We start from the raw sequence: 18,118 nt of genomic DNA, 5'->3' as shown, positions 1-18,118 counted from the left end.
TCAGCCAACCTGTCCCAACTTCGCAGGACACCTCCTCGACGGCCCCTTGTCACGACCGCCTTCGAAGGCATGGACGCCAGCAGGGGATGCCGACTTCAAACCGGCAACACGCTCCTTATCGATACCGGAGCCTGGAGCGTGCTGGAGTCGGCCTTTCGCTTGAACGCTCTATGAGGAATCCCTAGCGCAGGGATTGCCGCCCGCTCAGCGGGATCGAGGGAGCCGCCGAATTGGTGCTCTCCTTGTAGATCGGCACGATGAGCCGCAGCCAACCGCGCGTTTCTTGACCACCGTAATTGCGCTCCACCACATCGCGCGTGACATAGGCCTGGAGGTTCACAGGCCCGAAATTGTAGCCGACGAGGCCGCCGACGGCGATCTGTCCCTGGCGGCGATACCCGGGAAATCGGGTGGGCATGTCAGTGGAGGCGAAGGCTACCGGGCCGACCTCCCACTTACCGAATTTCTTGGTCGCAGTGAGGTCGAGGTTGAGATAGTCGGGATAGACCACACCTTGGGCGGTCACCGGATCGACGAAAACTCCGTAGAGCAGATTAGCGGTCAGGTTCAGTCCGTTACCCGTATAGCTCGCAGCGAAGCGGTGGCTGAGGGACGCGTTCCGGGTGAGGAACTCCGTCTCGATCGGCAGGTATCCACCGAAGAGATAACTGACGCCGAAATCGTTGCCGAGGTTCCAAGCAAGTTGGGTAGCGAGCAGTGGTTGGCCGATGCCGCTCTGATAGGCTGCGCCTCGCGGACTCGACGCTACGACCGGCTGGATCGCCGCTAGGTTGAGGCGCGCGCCCAGCAGGTTCCAGGGCGTCGCCCAAAGGAAGGTGGGCAGGTTGATATTAGATTCGGAATCAAGCGGCCGGGTATCGCGGACACCAAAGCTCGACGTGTTCACGAAGTAGAGGCCGACGGGAAGCTGGGCGCCAACGGGGAGACCGACCGTCTGTCCCGGTTGCGCCGCAGAACCGGCCTGGACCGGCCTTGAAGCCAGGGTGGTCAGGCCGAGGCCGACGCACAGGGTGAGACCGAGCGTGTATGTCGCGTGACGGGTACCGTGAATCATCCAGTGCCTCTACTTCGAGCGTGATGGGAAGAGCGCTGCGTTCGAGCAAGCTCTTCTTCATCGACGCACCAGCACCGGATCTCATTCCCCACGTATCGTCATCGCATCTGCGGATGTCACCTAAAGGTCACATATAGATAAAGGGGCAATTCTCTCGCGAAATACCTACAAATTAAAGCAGCGATCGTTATCTGCATAGACGAAAATATTTATTTGTACTCTTGCCGCGATACCGCTTTCCAATGTTAGATCAAAATCATCGGCTTCGCGTTTGCAGCGCTCGTAGGTATTGATGTCCGCGACGTCGTTAGCGCTGAATCACGGCGTCGGCGCAACACCAGCGGGGGCCGGCAAGGCTACACGTTTCTCGGGATTCCTGATCTGACTATATACGACGCTCGAAAAGCTGCCGATGACCGCGTGCCAGCCGATCTTGCCGTAGGCCGGATCATGGCGCGCAACCTGGCAAAACACTGTCGTCAGCCCATTGACGATGTCGTCGTCCTTGGCCCCTCCGGCGGCTGCCTTTACCTTGGGTAGCAGAGAGTCGATGACCGGCACGAAGTTGTCCGGCGCCAAGCCTTTGAGGCTCTCGGCACTCCCCGCATCGGCGATGGCCTTTGCGACCTCGGGTTGCGCGATCTCCGCGCAGGGCGCCGTTCCGGCGAGCATGGTCTGAGTGGCGGCGCGAGCGGTTGTGACGATGCCGCGCTCGGCGATGACGGGGGCGTTGTTGCCCCACGCGTTGCGGATGTAGTCCGTGACGTCGGCGACCTCTCGGTCGGTCATGCCGGCCCCCACTGCAGGCATCGGCGCGTAGCCGTTCTGGGCAGCGAGGCCGCCGAGGATGATGCGGATCACCGTCTCGGGGCCTTCCGACTGCACCGAGGTATTGCCGGCGAGCGCCGGGATCGCCCCCTCGACGCCCTGGCCGTCCGGCTTGTGGCAGGAGGAGCAATAGCTGAGATAGGTCGCAGCACCCGGCGCATCGGCCTGGTTGAAGGCCTGGATGTCCTTGATTTTATAGCTCTCTTTGGCTTTCTGCGTGCGCAGGTAGGCGACCATCGCCTTCAGGTCGGCATCGGTCAGCCTGGAGAGGGATTCCTCGATGGTCTGACGCATCGGCCCGGCGGCGACGCCCGGCCGGTTGCCCGGAGCCGTGCCGGTTTTGAGGTATTCGACCACCTGATCGTCGGTCCAGGAGCCGATCCCGGTGTGGTCGTCGGGGGTGATGTTGGGCGCGTACCAGCCGTCGATGACCCCGCCACCGAGTTTGCCCGCCAACCCGCTGTTTCCGACGATCTTGTTGGCGTTGTGGCACATGCCGCAATGGCCGAGGCCCTCCACGAGGTAGCCGCCGCGATTGACCTCGGCGCTGGCGTTTGGATCCGGCTTGAACTCGCCCGCGGTGAAGAACGCGGTGCGCCAGGTGATGAGCGCGCTGCGAATATTGAAGGGGAAGGGGATCTCGGAAGGTTTGCGGGGCTCCTTCACCGGCTCGAGGGAGCGCAGATAAGCAAAGATCGCATCGGAATCGTCGCGCGTGACTTTGGTGTACCAGGCGAAGGGGAAGGCCGGATAGAGGTAGCTGCCCTCGTTGTCGATGCCTTCGTGCAGGGCGCGGTAGAAGTCGTCGGCGGTCCATTTGCCGAGCCCGGTCTCGTCGTCCGGTGTGAGGTTCGGCGTGCGGATCTTCCCGATCGGCGTGTTGAGGACATAGTTCCCGGCAAAGGGCCTGCCGCCCGGTGCCGAATGGCAGGCGACGCAATCGCCCGCCGTCGCCAAGTATTCGCCCCGCTTGATCTGTTCCGCATCTTGGGCCGAGACACCGGTCACGGCGGCGATGAGACCGGCCGAACCGAGCAGAAGGGCGGATATGCGACGCATGATGCCGGTTCTCCACTCATGAAGCCGAAGGTTGGACAGCAGCAATTCAGGCACGCCTCGTGACCGGTCTGCCCGGTTGGCGAAAATCGGGCATCGCCGGATCGGATGCGGAACGCGACCCCCCAAACATGCGCAACGCGACCTCCCCTAGATGCGCCATCAGCGAGGCGATGAGGCAGAGCGCAACCACCGTCCAATCCGAGCCGATCAGCGCGGCGCGGATCGCCAGCATCAGCGCCGCGCCCGAGGCGAGATTGCAGAAAAGGGGCGGAAGAAGCGGGCGATCTCGCCCATGAAGGCGCCATGCCACGAGGGCGGCGGCCTCCAGGGCCACGAGACCGAGGATTACGTCGATGATCCGCCCGGAGGCGAAGAGAGACGCCAGGGTTGCCACATCCGGAATCATACCCGGCTTCCGACATCGCGGACCGGTACGGCCCGGCCGAACGGCCCGTTCAGCCGCACGATCGCCCGGGTGAGCAGTGTCGCGACGCTGACCCAGGCGAGGTAGGGCGCCAGCAGCAACGCCGCGATCCCCGAGGCCTGGGCGGTCACCGCGATCAGCGCCACTATGGAGAGCCAGAGGGCGATGACTTCGAGATAGGCCCAGTCCGGCCGGCGCAGGCGGAAGAAGATGCCGCTCCAGGCGATGTTGAGACAGAGGTTGACGCCGTAGGCTGCCAGCAGCGCGGTGCGCGCCGAGGTTCCGGCATCCGCGTGCCAGGCCATCACGGCGGAGATCGCCATGAGGGTGAAGATCGTTGTCCAAACCGGGCCGAAGGCCCAGTCCGGCGGCTTCCACGAGGGACGCCGCAGGGTTTGATACCAGGGGCCGGTCGTCGTCAGGAGACCACCGGCAAGGGCGGTGACGAGGGCGGCGGCCGCCGAAGCCACGACCGGGCCGGTCTCGTAACCGCCGATCACGGCGAGACCCAGCGGAACAGGTGCGCCAGATCCTTGAAGAAGATCCGCGCATGGGCGGCGGGCTTTGCCCGGACCAGCTCCTTGTTCATGTAGGAATCCCAGGTCAGCTGCTGGACGTCCTTGTCCTTGCAGATCGAGACGAAGCGCTCCCGCAGGGAATCGTTGCGGTACCAGACCCATTGCATCATGCGCAGGATCAGGAAGACGCGGCCGTGCAGGCGCATGAAGCGACGCCGGGCAAGGGCCAGGGATGCGGCCTTGCCGGTGGCGAGGAAGGTGTCGGCCGCCTCCGCCGCGAGCCGGCCGCCGAGCATGGCGTAGTAGATGCCCTCGCCCGAAGCCGGGGCGACGATGCCGGCGGCATCCCCGGTGAGCAGCACGTCCCGGCCATTGTCCCAGCGCCTGAGCGGCTTCAGCGGCAGCGGCGCGCCCTCGCGGCGCAGGGTCTCGCCGGCATCGAGGCCCGTGGAGGCGCGCAGGGACCGGATCGCCCCGCGCAGGGAGAACCCCTTGCGGGCGCTGCCGGTGCCGATGCTGATCGTGTCGCCATGGGGGAAGACCCAGGCGTAGAAATCCGGCGAGAGCTTGCCCTGGTAGTAGACGTCGCAGCGCGTCCCCTCGACATCGCCGCTCCCATCCGCCGGCGGCCGGACGATCTCGTGATAGGCGAAGACCTGTTTCATCGCCGCGTGGCCGGGAATCTCGGCCCGCCCGACCACCGAACTCGCGCCGTCCGCGCCGATGACGAGGCGGGTGCGAACCCGGTACTCCGCATCGCCCGAGCGGTAATGCACCACCGCCCCGCCTTCCGCGTCGCGGATGATGCGGGTGAAGCTGCCCGGGCGGTGGTCGGCCCCGGCCAGGGCCGCGCGCTCGCGCAGCCAGGGGTCGAAATGCTCCCGGTCGACCATGCCGACGAAGCCGTCGCCGATGGGCATGTCCACCCGCTTGTCGGCCGGTGAGATCATGCGGGCCGAGCGGACGCGGGCGACGAGCAGCGCGTCGGGAATGGCGAAATCACGGATCAGGCGCGGCGGGATCGCGCCGCCGCAGGGCTTGATCCGCCCCGGCTTGTCGAGGAGCAGCACCCGCCGCCCCATCCGGGCGAGATCGGTGGCGGCGGTGGCCCCGGCCGGGCCGCCTCCCACCACCACGACGTCGAAGGTCTCCAATTCCGGCATGGGTCTCACCTCAACGACAATCGGGGCTGCAGCACGGGCTCGGCGGGGCGGGCAGGGCGGCGCAATTGCGTCGCAGCGGCATGCTCGATCCGCATGGCCAGGGCGGCGCCGACCAGAAACAGGGCGGCCTCGGCCAGGAAGACGGCAGCATAGGCAAGGACCGGTTCGGGGCTGACGAGGCGGGCGAGATCCACCGCCATGGTCCCGAGGAAGCCTCCGGCCCCGAAGGCGACGCCCTGGGCCGCGCCCCAGACGCCCATTCGGGTGCCGCGCTCGGCCTCGCCACCGGCACCCGCCAGACCCATCATCGAGCCGATGGCGGCCACGGCGAACATCCCGTTGAACAGGCCAAGAGCGAAGACGGCGGCGCGCAGGGGGAAATCCGGGCCGACGAGGCCACCGACGGCGATTCCGGCCAGAGCCAGCGCCGAGCCGGCGCAGCCGGTGGCGGTCCATACTTTCAGCGAGCCGAGATAGGGACCGCCGATTCCCATGGTGAGGCCGGCGACGGTGAGCATGCCGGCGAGCACGCCGCCATGCTGGAGACCGGACAGCTTGGTGGTGGCCCCCGGCGTCATCGCGAAGACGAGGCCGGCGAAGGGTTCGAGGATGAGCTCCTGCGCGCTGTAGGCGAGCATCGCCACGAAGATGAAAATGGTGAAGCGGCGCGAGGCCGGCTCCGACCAGACCCGGGCCAAGACCTCGCGGAACGGCCGCTTCCCGCCGGCATCGGACGGTGCGGCCGCCGCGCGGCGCGGCTCGATTCCACGGATTGCGAGACAGGCGAGGGCGAAGGCGGCAAGCGACACCGTGCCGGAGACCATCACCAGGCGGACACCGGAGAACGGATCGAGGAAATGTCCGGCGATCGGCGTGGTGATGGCGAAGCCGGCGATCATCATCACCCAGACGATGGTGGCGGCAGCCCCCCTGCGGCGCGCATCGACGCCGCCCGCCAGGAGAACGAGGAGAGAGGTCCCCGCCGCGCCCCCGCCCATCCCCACCAAGAGGAAGGACAGGATGGCGAGGGCGATGCCGGTGGAAAGCTGCGTTTCCATGAGGGCGGTCGCCGCCGCCGCACCGAATCCGCCGAGGCAGAGCGCGGCCATGCCGCCGACGATCCAGGGCGTGCGCCGCCCGCCCACATCCGAGCCGTAGCCCCAGCGCGGGCGCAGAACCTGCACGGCGTAGTGGAGGGTGACGAGGGCGCCGGGGATCATCGCCGGCAAAGCGAGCTCTACGACCATGACCCGGTTGAGGGTCGAGGTCATGAGAACGACCACGGCACCCAAAGCGGTCTGGACGAGGCCGAGGCGGACGATGGCGAGCCAGCCCATCTTCGGCGCCATCACGCGGCTCCCTGCTGCGCGAGGGCCCTGAGGGCGAAAGCCGCCACCAGCATGCCGAGCACGTAGAGGGTGGTGCCGGTGCCGTTGTACCAGGCTGCCCGCTCGCGCGGGCTCCGGAGCAGGCGGGACATCAGCGCGAGTTGCGCCACGAGCAGCCCCGTGACGAGGGCCGCGTGCCCCGCGCAGTTCCACCAGGCCGAGAGGAGGATCACCGCCAGCTGTGGCAGGGCCATGACGAGGCAGGCGAGGCGCGCGGCCCGGTCGGTCCCGAGCTGGACCGGCAGCGAGCGGAGATTCATGCGCGCATCCCCCTCTACCGACTTGAAGTCGTTGAGGGTCATGATGCCGTGGGCACCCACCGAATAGAGGAGGGCCACCGTGAGAACGCGGTGGTCGGGCAGGGCGCCGGCCATCACGGCGGCACCTGTGAACCAGGGCAGGCCCTCGTAGCAGAGCCCCACTGCCGCGTTACCCCACCAGCCGTTCTGCTTCAGCCTCAGGGGCGGCGCGCTGTAGATCCAGGCGAGGACGAGACCGAACAGCGCGGCGCTGAGGATCCAGACCCCGAGCGAGGCCGCGACGGCGAGGGAGAGGGCGGTCCAGGCCAGCGCGACGTAGAGGCCCCAGCGGCCAGGCATCCGGCCGGACGGGATCGGGCGCAGCGGCTCGTTGATCGCATCCACATGGCGGTCGTACCAATCGTTGACCGCCTGCGAGGTCGCGCAGACCAGGGGGCCGGCGAGCACCATCCCGGCGAGGATCAGCGGCCAGCGCCCCTCGGCCGCCATACCCGACGAGACCACGCCGCAGGCGAAGGCCCACATCGGTGCGAACCAGGTGATCGGCTTCAGAAGCTCGACCAGGGTGGCGGGAGCGGGGATGCCGACGGAAGCGGCGGGAGGGGTGGACGCCGACGTTGCCATGCCCCGAAGCTAGGGGCCGACCGCCGGAAGTGTCAAGAAAGATTGACACATAAAATGTCAATTTTGTGCGACATTTGGCCTGCCGGAAGACAAGCCTGAACTATTGTTCGTCGGCAGGCTCCGGCGCATCGAGATCGCCGATGCCATAACGGCGCAGCTTGGCGTAGAGGCCCTGCCGGCTGAGCCCCAGCATCTCGGCGGCAGAGGCCCGGTTGTCGCGGGTGATGCGCAGGGCCGCCTCGATGCAGAGGCGCTCGATCAGGTCCGTCGATTCGCGCACGAGGTTCTTCATCGAGACCCGGCCCACGAGTTCGGTCATCTGCTCGACGGAGCGTGGCAATTCCCGACCGCCCAAAGCCGCCGCCGTGCGGCGCGGCGTCGAACGGATGGTGAAGCCGAGGCAGGGTTGCCCGGCGCCGGGTACCGCGACGGCGGCGACCTCCACCTCCTCCACCGAACCGTACTCGCCCCGGAGACTCGTCGCGAAATGGCGCACCGAGCCATGCTGGCCGAGGGTGGAGAACAGCGCGGCGGCCTCGGTCTCCTCTCGTCCGAGCCAGCGATCGAGGGGTTCGCCGCGCACCTGTTCCTCGGTGGCGAGCTGCACGAGATCGAGGAAGGCGGCGTTGGCGGCGAGGATACGGCGGGCCGGATCGGTGACGACGAAACCTTCGGGCAGGCTCTGGATCACGTCGAGGGCGGAGGTGCCGGCACGGCTCGGTCCGGCCACCTCGGCGGGACCGGAGGAGAGGCGCAGGAGCGCGCTCGTGGCGTTCTCCTGGCGGAACAGGGAAGCGGCGACGCGGGTCTCGCCGCGACCGTTGCCGAGCTGCGCGACGAGATCGCCGGCCTGGCCGGTGATGCGCAGGCCAGCGAACAGCGATTCTAGTTCGCGGGTGCTGGCGGAATCGAACAGGTCGACCACGTCCTGTCCGATGATGCGCTTCTCCGCCCGGCCGAGGAGGCGGGCGGCGGCCGGGTTCACCTCGGTAACCCGGCGGGTGGCGGCATCCACCACCAGGACAGGCTCGCCGGCAAGCTGGAACAGCAGGCGGTAGCGGGTCTCGGCGCCGCGCAGGCGCAGGTAGTCGCGTTCCAGGGCCTGCTGGGTCTCTGCGAGCTTTCGCTGGAGCACGGCCATGGCGCGGAGATTGCGGCCGATGGCGATGATCGGACCGCCATTCTCCAGGCGCAGGGCGGAATAGCGGACTGGCAGGTCGATGCCGGTGGCGGAGGGATGGTTCACCTGCCGCCAGCGCGTGACGGCGCCCGGGGCGGCATCGCGCAGGAGGGCGGCGATCTTCGGCCGGCTCTCGACCGTGACGGTATCCATCCAGGGCTGGCCGAGCCAGGTCTCACAGCCTTCATCGGCGAAATCCGCGTTGCCGAAGGCCGCATCGCGGATGATCCCGTCCGCATCGACCACCAGAGCGAGATCCGTCGCGGCCGCGACGAGAAGCCCGGCCGACTCCGCGTCCAGGGGACCGAGTGCCTTACGAAGCGCTGCGAAGGTTTCCGCCGCGGCGGGAAGTGCCAGACTGGTCAAGGATCACCACGATGTGACGACGTCGAGCCGGTCTTTCAGCAGGGTCTGGCCCGCGGATCAAGCAAGCTCTCGGCGATGGTTATGGCAAGGCGTGCATCACCCGCCGTCGCGTCCGCGCCGACGAGTGCCGAATATTCGGGATGGTTCATGAAGATCGGCCCGCCGACCATGACACGGACCGATGGATTGCGCGAGGTGCGACGAAGCTCGGTCACCAGCCGGGTGAGGGTTGGGAGCAGGGTTTCGCAGCCGAGCGATACGCCGATCACATCGAACCAGCCCGTGCTGGCGGCGCGGATCGCCTGGGAATGCGCGGAATGGGCCGCACTGGTCACATCCCATCCGGCGTCGCGGAAGAAGCGTTCGACGAGGGAGAGACCGAAGCTGTGCGTCTCGCCGGGACAGGCCATCAGGAAGACGCTGCGGCCGTGCGGGTCCGGCGCCGGCTCGTCGCGAAACCGGGCGGTGAGCTCGTGCATGATGCGCTGGAGCCGGCCCATGGCGATGGTGAGCTCGGCGAAGTCGCAGAGGTCTTCCTCCCACAACAGGCCGAGATGGCGGGCCGTGGGGGCGAGGAGATCGAGGAGCAGGCTGTCGAGGGCGAGCCCGTCATCAACGAGGCGCGCGATCCGGTCTTCGACATCCTCGCCGTCCGGTGACAGGACCAGCGTGGCGAAATCCGTGATCTGCTCCGTGCTTGGCAGGATTCCCGGGCGGTTGGCACGGGAATCCGCCCGGTGGGCGAGCATCAGGCGAGGGATGATCTCCGCCTCGATGACGCTGGCGAGATCGACGTCCCACGCGGAGTTCCGCTCCTGCCTGGCCCCGCCAGGATATAATGCGAATTCCGACGAGGCGCACTCGTCCAATGCAACCGGCTCGATCCCGGAAGCCGTGCGAAACCGCCAGACATCATCCATTGGGTCCTCCAATGTTTTATGACGGCTTCTTGATCCAGCTCGATCTTGATTGTCGAACTTGACGTCTTCGACTTAAAAAGCGTCCGACGCTGCTTGCAGTGCGACAAGCGGGCCTTGTCGATAACGATACGCTTCACAACCCATTTGGCAATCCAGCAACTCACATTATTATGCATCAATGCTGTAAATTTAAAATGACGTAAAGCCAGCTTGACACTTATTCCGCCGGTTCATACCCTCCTCGGCAACGGACCCCGACCATGCGGGGCCAAGCCGGGACAGGGTGGAACCGATGCCTGCAAGAGGGGGCCAGCCGACTCGACCTCTCTACTCGCCGGCCGAGCGCGCCCGGCGCGACGCCTCCCGCTGGACCCTGGTCCAGGGCATCCTCGCCCCCCTCCAGTTCCTGGTCTTCCTGATCAGCCTCGGCCTCGTCCTGCGCACCCTGGCGACGGGGGAGGGCGCGCAGATGGCCAACGTCTCCATCGTCGCCAAGACTTTGCTGCTCTACGCGATCATGGTCACGGGCTCGATCTGGGAGAAGGACGTCTTCGGGCGTTACCTGTTCGCCCCGGCCTTCTACTGGGAAGACATGGTCAGCATGCTCGTGCTGGCCCTGCACAGCGCCTATCTCGTGGCGCTCGTCACGGGCGCCCTCACGACGGCGGAGCTGATGCTCCTGGCGCTCGCCGCCTACGCGTCCTACGCCGTCAACGCCGCGCAATTCCTGCTGAAGCTGCGCGCGGCCCGGCTCCAGGCCCCGTCCCGCCTCGTCCTCTCACCGGAGGGCGCGCGATGAATGCCCATGCCAAGCTCGGCAACTTCGACCCCGCCTGCGGCGTCGAGATCCGGCAGGAGCGCGGCCAGCGGGCGGTGTTCTGCGGCCTCACCGGGATCGTCTGGCTGCATCGCAAGATCCAGGACGCCTTCTTCCTCGTCGTCGGCTCGCGCACCTGCGCCCATCTCATCCAATCGGCCGCCGGGGTAATGATCTTCGCCGAGCCGCGATTCGCCACCGCCATCATCGACGAGCGCGACCTCGCCGGCATCGCCGACATGAACGACGAGCTCGACCGCGTGGTGGGTCGGCTGATCGAGCGCCGCCCCGAGATCAAGCTGCTGTTCCTCGTCGGCTCATGCCCGTCGGAGGTGATCAAGCTCGATCTCGGCCGCGCGGCGCAGCGCCTGTCCCGCGAGCTGTCTCCCCAAGTCCGGGTGTTGAGCTATTCGGGCAGCGGCATCGAGACCACCTTCACGCAGGGCGAGGATGCCTGCCTCGCCTCCCTCGTCCCCTCCATGCCGGCCGAGGCGAAAGATGCCGCCCCCTCGCTCCTCGTGGTCGGGGCGCTGGCCGACGTGGTCGAAGACCAGTTCGCCCGTATTTTCGCAGAACTCGGCATCGCCCCCGTGCGGTTCCTGCCCGCGCGCCGGGCCGGCGAAATGCCGCCGGTGGGCCCGAACACTCTGGCGCTGCTGGCCCAGCCCTTCCTCGCCGACACGGCACGGGCGCTGGAGGAGCGGGGCGCAACACGGCTCACCGCCCCGTTTCCCCTGGGCGCCGAAGGCACCACGGGATGGCTCAAGGCTGCGGCGGACGCGTTCGACGTGGCCCCCGCCCGGTTCGCCGCGGCCACCGCCGCGGGATCGCGCCGCGCAGAACAGGCGCTGGCGCCCTACAGGGCCATGCTCGCCCGCCGCCGCGTGTTCTTCTTCCCCGATTCGCAGCTGGAAATCCCGCTTGCGCGCTTCCTGTCACGGGAACTCGGCGCCGAACTCGTCGAAATCGGCACGCCCTACCTGCATCGCGGCCATCTCGCCGACGAACTGGCGCTGCTCCCGCGCGGAACGACGATCGTCGAGGGCCAGGACCTCGATGCCCAGATGGACCGATGCCGGGCGGCCCGGCCGGACCTGACGGTGTGCGGCCTCGGCCTCGCCAACCCGCTGGAGGCGGAGGGGCTGGCGACGAAATGGTCGATCGAGCTGCTGTTCACCCCGATCCAGGGCTACGACCAGGCCGGCGACCTCGCCGAACTGTTCGCCAGACCCCTCGTCCGTCGCACCCGGCTGGAGGTCTGACGCGATGCAGCTCACGATCTGGACCTATGAAGGGCCGCCCCATATCGGCGCCATGCGCGTCGCCACCGCCATGCGGGGACTGCACTACGTCCTGCATGCGCCCCAGGGCGACACCTATGCCGACCTGCTCTTCACTATGATCGAGAGGCGCGATGCGCGCCCGCCGGTGACCTACACCACCTTCCAGGCCCGCGACCTCGGCGCGGACACCGCCGCGATCTTCAAGAATGCGGTGGAGGCCGCCTACGAGCGGTTCCGGCCGGAGGCGATGATCGTTGGCGCGTCCTGCACCGCCGAACTGATCCAGGACGATCCGGGCGGTCTCGCCAAGGCCCTCGCCCTGCCGATCCCGGTCATCCCGCTCGATCTCCCTTCCTACCAGAAGAAGGAGAATTGGGGCGCCTCGGAGACCTTCTACCGGCTGGTGCGCACTCTGGCCGTCCCGGTGAAACCCACCGCGCCGCGCGAGACGCGGCGTCCGCTCTGCAACATTCTCGGCCCCACCGCCCTCGGCTTCCGCCACCGCGACGACCTCGTCGAGATCAGGAGCCTGCTCGGCCGGCTCGGGATCGACATGAACGTGGTGGCGCCGCTCGGGGCGACCCCCGCCGATCTCGGCCGCCTCGGCGAGGCCGATTTCAACGTGGTGCTCTATCCCGAGATCGCGCGGGCCGCCGGGCAGCACCTGCACAAGACCTTCGGCCAGCCGATGGTCGAGACCGTGCCGATCGGCGTCCAGGCCACCATCCGGTTCGTCGAGGAGGTGGCGGCGCTCGCCGGGATCGATCCGGCCCCGGTTCTCGACGGCGCACCGTCGCGGCTGCCCTGGTACTCGCGCTCCGTCGATTCGACCTACCTTACGGGCAAGCGCGTCTTCGTCTTCGGCGACGCCACCCATGCCCTCGCCGCGGCCCGCGTCGCGTCCACCGAACTCGGCTTCAAGATCGTCGGCCTCGGCACCTATACCCGCGAATTCGCCCGCGAGATCCGGGCGGAGGCGGCGCTCCACGGCATCGAGGCCCTCGTCACCGACGATTACCTCGACGTGGAAGCGGCGATCCAGGCCAGCGCCGCCGAACTGGTGCTGGGCACGCAGATGGAGCGGCACATCGCCAAGCGTCTGGGCCTTCCCTGCGCGGTGATCTCGGCCCCGATCCACGTCCAGGATTTCCCCGCCCGGCATTCGCCGCAGATGGGGTTCGAGGGCGCCAACGTCCTGTTCGATACCTGGGTCCATCCGTTGATGATGGGGCTGGAAGAACATCTGCTCGGCATGTTCCGCGAGGACAACGAGTTCCACGCCGACGCCGCGCCCTCCCATCTCGGACCCGGTCACCAGCCTGTCCCTCCCCCCTTTGCGGGGGAGGGTGGCCCTCGCGTCAGCGAGGGTCGGGAGAGGGGAGCGCCATCTCCGGAGAGGTCGCCCCCTCTCCCGCCTGCTCCGCAGGCACCCTCCCCCGCAGAGGGGGGAGGGAGTTCCAGTTCCGCACAAAGCATCTGGGCCCCCGACGCCGAGAAGGAACTCAGGAAGATCCCGTTCTTCGTGCGGGGCAAAGCCCGCGCCAATACCGAACGGTTCGCCCGCGAGCGCGAACTCCCCCTCATCACAGTCGAGACGCTCTATGATGCCAAAGCGCATTTCGGGCGCTGAGCGTCCGGCCCTCCGCATCGTCGTCGTGACGATGGACAATCACATGGCGAGCGCGCTCGAACGCGCCCGCCGCCGGCTCCATGACGAGATGCCGGGGCTCGTCCTCGGCTTCCACGCCGCCGCCGAGTGGGACACCGATCCGGGAGCGCTCGCGTCCTGTAAGGAGGACATCGCGGTCGCCGATATCGTGGTCTCCACCATGCTGTTCATGGACGAGCATGTCCGCGCCATCCATCCGGCGCTGCTCGCCCGCCGCCCGCATTGCGACGCCATGATCGGCTGCCTGTCGGCGAGCGAGATCGTGAAGACGACGCGCCTCAACCGCTTCGACATGGACGGCACCAAGCGTGGCGCCCTCGATTTCCTGAAGAAGCTGCGCGGCAAGCCCGGCGGCCAGGGCAACGGCGCCCGCCAGATGGCGATGATCCGCCGCCTGCCGAAGATCCTGCGCTTCATCCCCGGCTCGGCCCAGGATGTCAGGGCCTATTTCCTCACCCTGCAATACTGGCTCTCGGGCTCGGACGAGAACATCGCCGCCCTGGTGCGCTTCCTCGTCGGCCGCTACGCCGCCGGGCCGCGCGCGGCCTGGCGCGAGATCGCCGCCGCTCCGGCCCCCATGAGCTATCCCGAGACCGGTCTCTACCACCCACGCATGAAGGGCCGGATCGGCGAGGACGTGACACGGGTTCCGGCTCCCGCCGGCACCGTGAAGGGCCGCGTCGGCCTGCTGGTGATGCGCTCCTACGTGCTGGCCGGAAACACCGCCCATTACGATGGCGTCATCGCCGCCCTCGAGGCGCGCGGGCTCAGTGTCGTGCCGGCCTTCGCCAGCGGCCTCGACAACCGCCCGGCGGTGGAAGCGTTCTTCAGGAGCAACGGGCGGCCCACCATCGACGCCCTCGTCTCGCTCACCGGGTTCTCCCTGGTGGGCGGCCCCGCCTATAACGACGCCTCGGCCGCCGAGGAGACCCTGCGCGGCCTCGACGTGCCCTACCTCGCCGCCCACGCCCTCGAATTCCAGACCGTGGAGCAATGGGAGGCCTCCGATCGCGGTCTCTCCCCCGTGGAGGCCACCATGATGGTGGCGATTCCCGAACTCGACGGCGCCACCGCGCCGATGGTGTTCGGCGGTCGCTCCAGCGCGTCGCCCGGCGCCAATGCCCGCGACATGAGCGTCCATGCGGAACGGGCGGACATGCTGGCAGCGCGCGTCGAACGCCTCGTCTCGCTGCGCAGGACGGAAAAGGCCTCGCGGAAGGTCGCTATCGTCCTGTTCGGCTTCCCGCCCAATGCCGGGAGCATCGGCACGGCGGCGTTCCTTTCGGTCTACCACTCGCTCCACAACACGCTGAAAGGCCTGAAGGCCGACGGTTACGACGTCGCCGTGCCGGACAGCGTCGACGACCTGCGCAACGCCGTGCTCGCCGGCAACGCAGCCCGCTACGGCACCAGTGCCAACGTCCATCACCGCATCCCGGCCGACGACCATATCCGGCGCGAGCGCCACCTCTCCGAGATCGAAGCGCAATGGGGTCCGGCGCCGGGGCGCCAGAACAGCAACGGCTCGCAGATATTCGTGCTGGGCGCGCAATTCGGCAATGTTTTCGTCGGCGTGCAGCCGGGCTTCGGCTACGAGGGCGACCCGATGCGGCTGCTGTTCGAGCGCGGCTTTGCCCCGACCCACGCCTTCTCCGCCTTCTACCGCTACCTGCGCGAGGATTTCCGCGCCGATGCCGTGCTGCATTTCGGCACTCACGGGGCGCTCGAATTCATGCCCGGCAAGCAGACCGGCCTGTCGGCTTCCTGCTGGCCCGAGCGCCTGATCGGGCCGCAGCCCAACGTCTACCTCTACGCCGCCAACAACCCGTCCGAGGGGATGATCGCCAAGCGCCGCTCGGCCGCCACCATGGTGAGCTACCTGACGCCGAGCCTCACTCAGGCGGGGCTCTATCGCGGGCTCATCGACCTGAAGGCCTCGGTCGAGCGCTGGCGCGGGCTGGAGCCAGAGGCGGAAGCCGAGCGGCGCGAACTCGGCCAGCTGATCCAGGCGCAGGGCTCAGCCCTCGACCTGACATCGGCCGAGCCGGCCTGGTCCGGGGACATGTCCGGCAGGATCCTGACCCTCGGCCTCGCGCTCAGCGAACTCGAACACAGCCTGATCCCGCACGGGATGCATGTGGTCGGGGAGGGCACGCCCCCTGAAGAGAGGATCGACCTGCTGACCGCCCTGGCCGAAGCCTCGAACGGGCTCCGGCCCGACCGCGCCGGCATTGCCGCCCTGGTGGCCGGCGACACGATCGACAAGGCCCTGACGGCCTCCGGCCTGCCCCTCGACGACGCCCATCGCGCCGCCTTCATCGCCCTGCGCGAGACCGACACGCTGCTGGCGCAAGACCACGAGCTTCCGGCCTTGCTGCGGGCGCTCGATGGCCGCTTCATCCCGCCCGTTGCCGGTGGCGACCTCCTGCGCAACCCGTCCGTGCTGCCGACGGGGCGCAACATCCACGGCTTCGACCCCTACCGCCTGCCCTCGGCCTTCGCGGTAGCCGACGGCACCCGGCAGGTCGTCCGCATCCTCGCCCGCTACCGCGACGAGGGTGCGCCCTTGCCCGAGAGCATCGCCCTCGTCCTGTGGGGCACCGACAACCTCAAGAGCGAGGGCGGCCCCATCGCGCAGGCCCTGGCCCTGATCGGCGCGAGCCCACGCTTCGACGGCTATGGCCGCCTGTGCGGCGCGACGCTGATCCCCCTCGAAGAGCTCGGCCGCCCACGCATCGACGTGGTGGTGACCCTGTCGGGCATTTTTCGCGACCTGCTCCCTCTTCAGACCAAGCTGCTGGCGGAAGCCTCCTATCTCGCAGCCACCGCCGACGAACCCTCGGAGCGGAACTTCGTGCGCAAGCATGCCCTCGCCCACATGGACGAGCACGGGATCGACATGGAGACGGCAGCCCTGCGGGTGTTCTCCAACGCCGAGGGCACCTACGGCGCCAACGTCAACAACCTCGTCGAATCCGGCCGCTGGGAGGACGAGGACGAGATCAGCGAGACCTTCTCGCGCCGCAAATCCTTCGCCTATGGCCGCAACGGCCGGCCCACCGCCCAGCGGGCCCTGATGGGCAGCGTGCTGGCCAAGGTCGATCTCGCCTACCAGAACCTCGATTCCGTCGAAGTCGGCGTGACCTCGGTCGACCATTACTTTGATGGCCTCGGCGGGATGGGCCGGGCGGTGGCCCGCGCCAAGGGCGAGGCCGTGCCGATCTTCATCAGCGACCAGACACGGGGGGAGGGCGTCGTGCGCTCCCTCTCCGAGCAGGTCTCCCTGGAGACCCGGACCCGCATGCTCAACCCGAAATGGACCGAGGGCATGCTCGGCCACGGCTACGAGGGCGTGCGCCAGATCGAGGCGCATCTCACCAACACCATGGGCTGGTCGGCCACCTCCAACGCCGTCGCGCCCTGGATCTACCAGCGCATCACCGAAACCTACCTCCTCGATCCGGCGATGCGCGAACGCCTCGCCGCCCTCAACCCGACCGCGTCCGCCAAGGTCGCGCATCGGCTGATCGAAGCGCATCAGCGCGGCTTCTGGACTCCCGACGCGGCCACGCGCGACGCGCTCGACCGTGCCGAGGAGGAGCTCGAAGACCGTCTCGAAGGCATCACCGCAGGGGTCGCCGCATGAACATCGCCATCCGTAATCCCGTGGCCTCGCGCCGCGAGGAAGGCAGCCTCCAGGTCGAACTCGATCCGGCGCTGAAGATCGGCACGGCGAAGGTCTTCGCCGTCTACGGAAAGGGCGGCATCGGCAAGTCCACCACCTCGTCGAACCTATCGGTGGCCTTCTCGAAGCTTGGGAAACGCGTGCTGCAGATCGGCTGCGACCCGAAGCACGATTCAACCTTCACCCTGACGAAGCGCCTCGCCCCCACGGTGATCGACGCCCTGGAGGCGGTGCAGTTCCATTCCGAAGAATTGCGGATCGAGGATTTCGTGGCCGAGGGCTATAACGGCGTCATGTGCGTGGAGGCCGGCGGCCCCCCCGCGGGCACCGGCTGCGGCGGCTACGTGGTCGGGCAGACGGTGAAGCTTCTGAAGGAGCATCATCTCCTCGAAGACACCGACGTGGTCATCTTCGACGTCCTCGGCGACGTGGTCTGCGGCGGCTTCGCCTCTCCGCTCCAGCATGCCGACCAGGCCCTCATCGTCACCGCCAACGACTTCGATTCGATCTTCGCCATGAACCGGATCGTGGCCGCGATCCATTCGAAGTCGAAGAACTATCCCGTGCGGCTCGGCGGCGTCATCGCCAACCGCTCGGCCAAGACCGACGAGATCGACCGTTTCAACACCGCCGTCGGCCTCGAGCGCATCGCGCATTTCCCCGACCTCGACGTGGTCCGGCGCTCGCGCCTCAAGAAATCGACCTTGTTCGAGATGGAGCCGACGCCCGAACTCATCGCGGTGACGGACGAGTACATGCGGCTCGCAGCCCATCTCTGGGCCGGCGGCAAGCCGCTCTCGGCGATGCCGATGAAGGACCGCGACCTGTTCGAGTTCCTCGGGTTCGATTGAGGGGGGCA

General features: G+C 67.8%; 14 protein-coding genes. 5 read left to right on the top strand and 9 right to left on the bottom strand.

All coding sequences use genetic code 11. The features are described from left to right. Positions 1–181: 181 nt before the first annotated feature. From RQI43_RS00515 to RQI43_RS00475, 9 genes are all read right to left on the bottom strand, one after another. Positions 182–1,075: a transporter gene (locus RQI43_RS00515; RefSeq protein ID WP_056425239.1), complete on the bottom strand. Its 894-nt coding sequence runs from the start codon at positions 1,073–1,075 to the stop codon at positions 182–184. A 318-nt stretch (positions 1,076–1,393) separates the two neighbouring features. Beyond that, the gene (locus RQI43_RS00510; RefSeq protein WP_311273861.1) at positions 1,394–2,962 is read right to left on the bottom strand and encodes a c-type cytochrome; all 1,569 of its coding nucleotides are present in this window, start codon (positions 2,960–2,962) and stop codon (positions 1,394–1,396) included. A gap of 46 nt (positions 2,963–3,008) precedes the next feature. Then, complete coding sequence (locus tag RQI43_RS00505; protein WP_311273860.1) at positions 3,009–3,368, bottom strand: hypothetical protein; 360 nt, start codon at positions 3,366–3,368, stop codon at positions 3,009–3,011. Continuing rightward, positions 3,365–3,886: a TspO/MBR family protein gene (locus tag RQI43_RS00500; RefSeq protein ID WP_311273859.1), complete on the bottom strand. Its 522-nt coding sequence runs from the start codon at positions 3,884–3,886 to the stop codon at positions 3,365–3,367. Before RQI43_RS00500 ends, RQI43_RS00505 begins: the two co-directional genes overlap by 4 nt. Further along, entirely contained in the window at positions 3,883–5,067 is a 1,185-nt protein-coding gene (locus RQI43_RS00495; protein ID WP_311273858.1) for a geranylgeranyl diphosphate reductase, read from the bottom strand. The genes RQI43_RS00500 and RQI43_RS00495 overlap by 4 nt, the downstream gene beginning before the upstream one ends. Before the next feature lie 5 nt (positions 5,068–5,072). Then, complete coding sequence (locus RQI43_RS00490) at positions 5,073–6,416, bottom strand: BCD family MFS transporter (RefSeq protein WP_311273857.1); 1,344 nt, start codon at positions 6,414–6,416, stop codon at positions 5,073–5,075. Beyond that, entirely contained in the window at positions 6,416–7,339 is a 924-nt protein-coding gene (chlG, locus tag RQI43_RS00485) for a chlorophyll synthase ChlG (protein ID WP_311273856.1), read from the bottom strand. Before chlG ends, RQI43_RS00490 begins: the two co-directional genes overlap by 1 nt. Before the next feature lie 100 nt (positions 7,340–7,439). Beyond that, entirely contained in the window at positions 7,440–8,885 is a 1,446-nt protein-coding gene (gene ppsR, locus RQI43_RS00480; protein ID WP_311273855.1) for a transcriptional regulator PpsR, read from the bottom strand. Between the two features lie 35 nt (positions 8,886–8,920). Next, positions 8,921–9,805, bottom strand: a complete 885-nt coding sequence (locus tag RQI43_RS00475; RefSeq protein WP_244477988.1) for a B12-binding domain-containing protein — start codon at positions 9,803–9,805, stop codon at positions 8,921–8,923. Between the two features lie 292 nt (positions 9,806–10,097). On the opposite strand from RQI43_RS00475, the gene bchF reads away from it, so the two are divergent. The 5 genes from bchF to bchL are packed head-to-tail and all read left to right on the top strand — an operon-like array spanning position 10,098 to position 18,110. Beyond that, positions 10,098–10,604, top strand: a complete 507-nt coding sequence (bchF, locus tag RQI43_RS00470) for a 2-vinyl bacteriochlorophyllide hydratase (RefSeq protein ID WP_311273854.1) — start codon at positions 10,098–10,100, stop codon at positions 10,602–10,604. Continuing rightward, the gene (locus RQI43_RS00465) at positions 10,601–11,884 is read left to right on the top strand and encodes a ferredoxin:protochlorophyllide reductase (ATP-dependent) subunit N (protein ID WP_311273853.1); all 1,284 of its coding nucleotides are present in this window, start codon (positions 10,601–10,603) and stop codon (positions 11,882–11,884) included. Before bchF ends, RQI43_RS00465 begins: the two co-directional genes overlap by 4 nt. Before the next feature lie 4 nt (positions 11,885–11,888). After that, the gene (gene bchB / locus RQI43_RS00460; RefSeq protein WP_056425267.1) at positions 11,889–13,535 is read left to right on the top strand and encodes a ferredoxin:protochlorophyllide reductase (ATP-dependent) subunit B; all 1,647 of its coding nucleotides are present in this window, start codon (positions 11,889–11,891) and stop codon (positions 13,533–13,535) included. Beyond that, a complete protein-coding gene (locus RQI43_RS00455) occupies positions 13,510–17,220 on the top strand; it encodes a magnesium chelatase subunit H (RefSeq protein ID WP_311274093.1) in 3,711 nt (1,236 codons plus the stop codon). The genes bchB and RQI43_RS00455 overlap by 26 nt, the downstream gene beginning before the upstream one ends. After that, positions 17,217–18,110, top strand: coding sequence for a ferredoxin:protochlorophyllide reductase (ATP-dependent) iron-sulfur ATP-binding protein (gene bchL, locus RQI43_RS00450; RefSeq protein WP_311273852.1), 894 nt, complete (start codon positions 17,217–17,219; stop codon positions 18,108–18,110). The genes RQI43_RS00455 and bchL overlap by 4 nt, the downstream gene beginning before the upstream one ends. The last annotated feature ends 8 nt before the right edge of the window (positions 18,111–18,118 follow it).

The sequence above is a fragment of the Methylobacterium sp. WCS2018Hpa-22 genome, from assembly GCF_031843785.1.
GTDB lineage: Bacteria > Pseudomonadota > Alphaproteobacteria > Rhizobiales > Beijerinckiaceae > Methylobacterium.
Note: the sequence above shows the minus strand (reverse complement) of the source record. Positions and strands in the feature narration are given on the sequence as shown.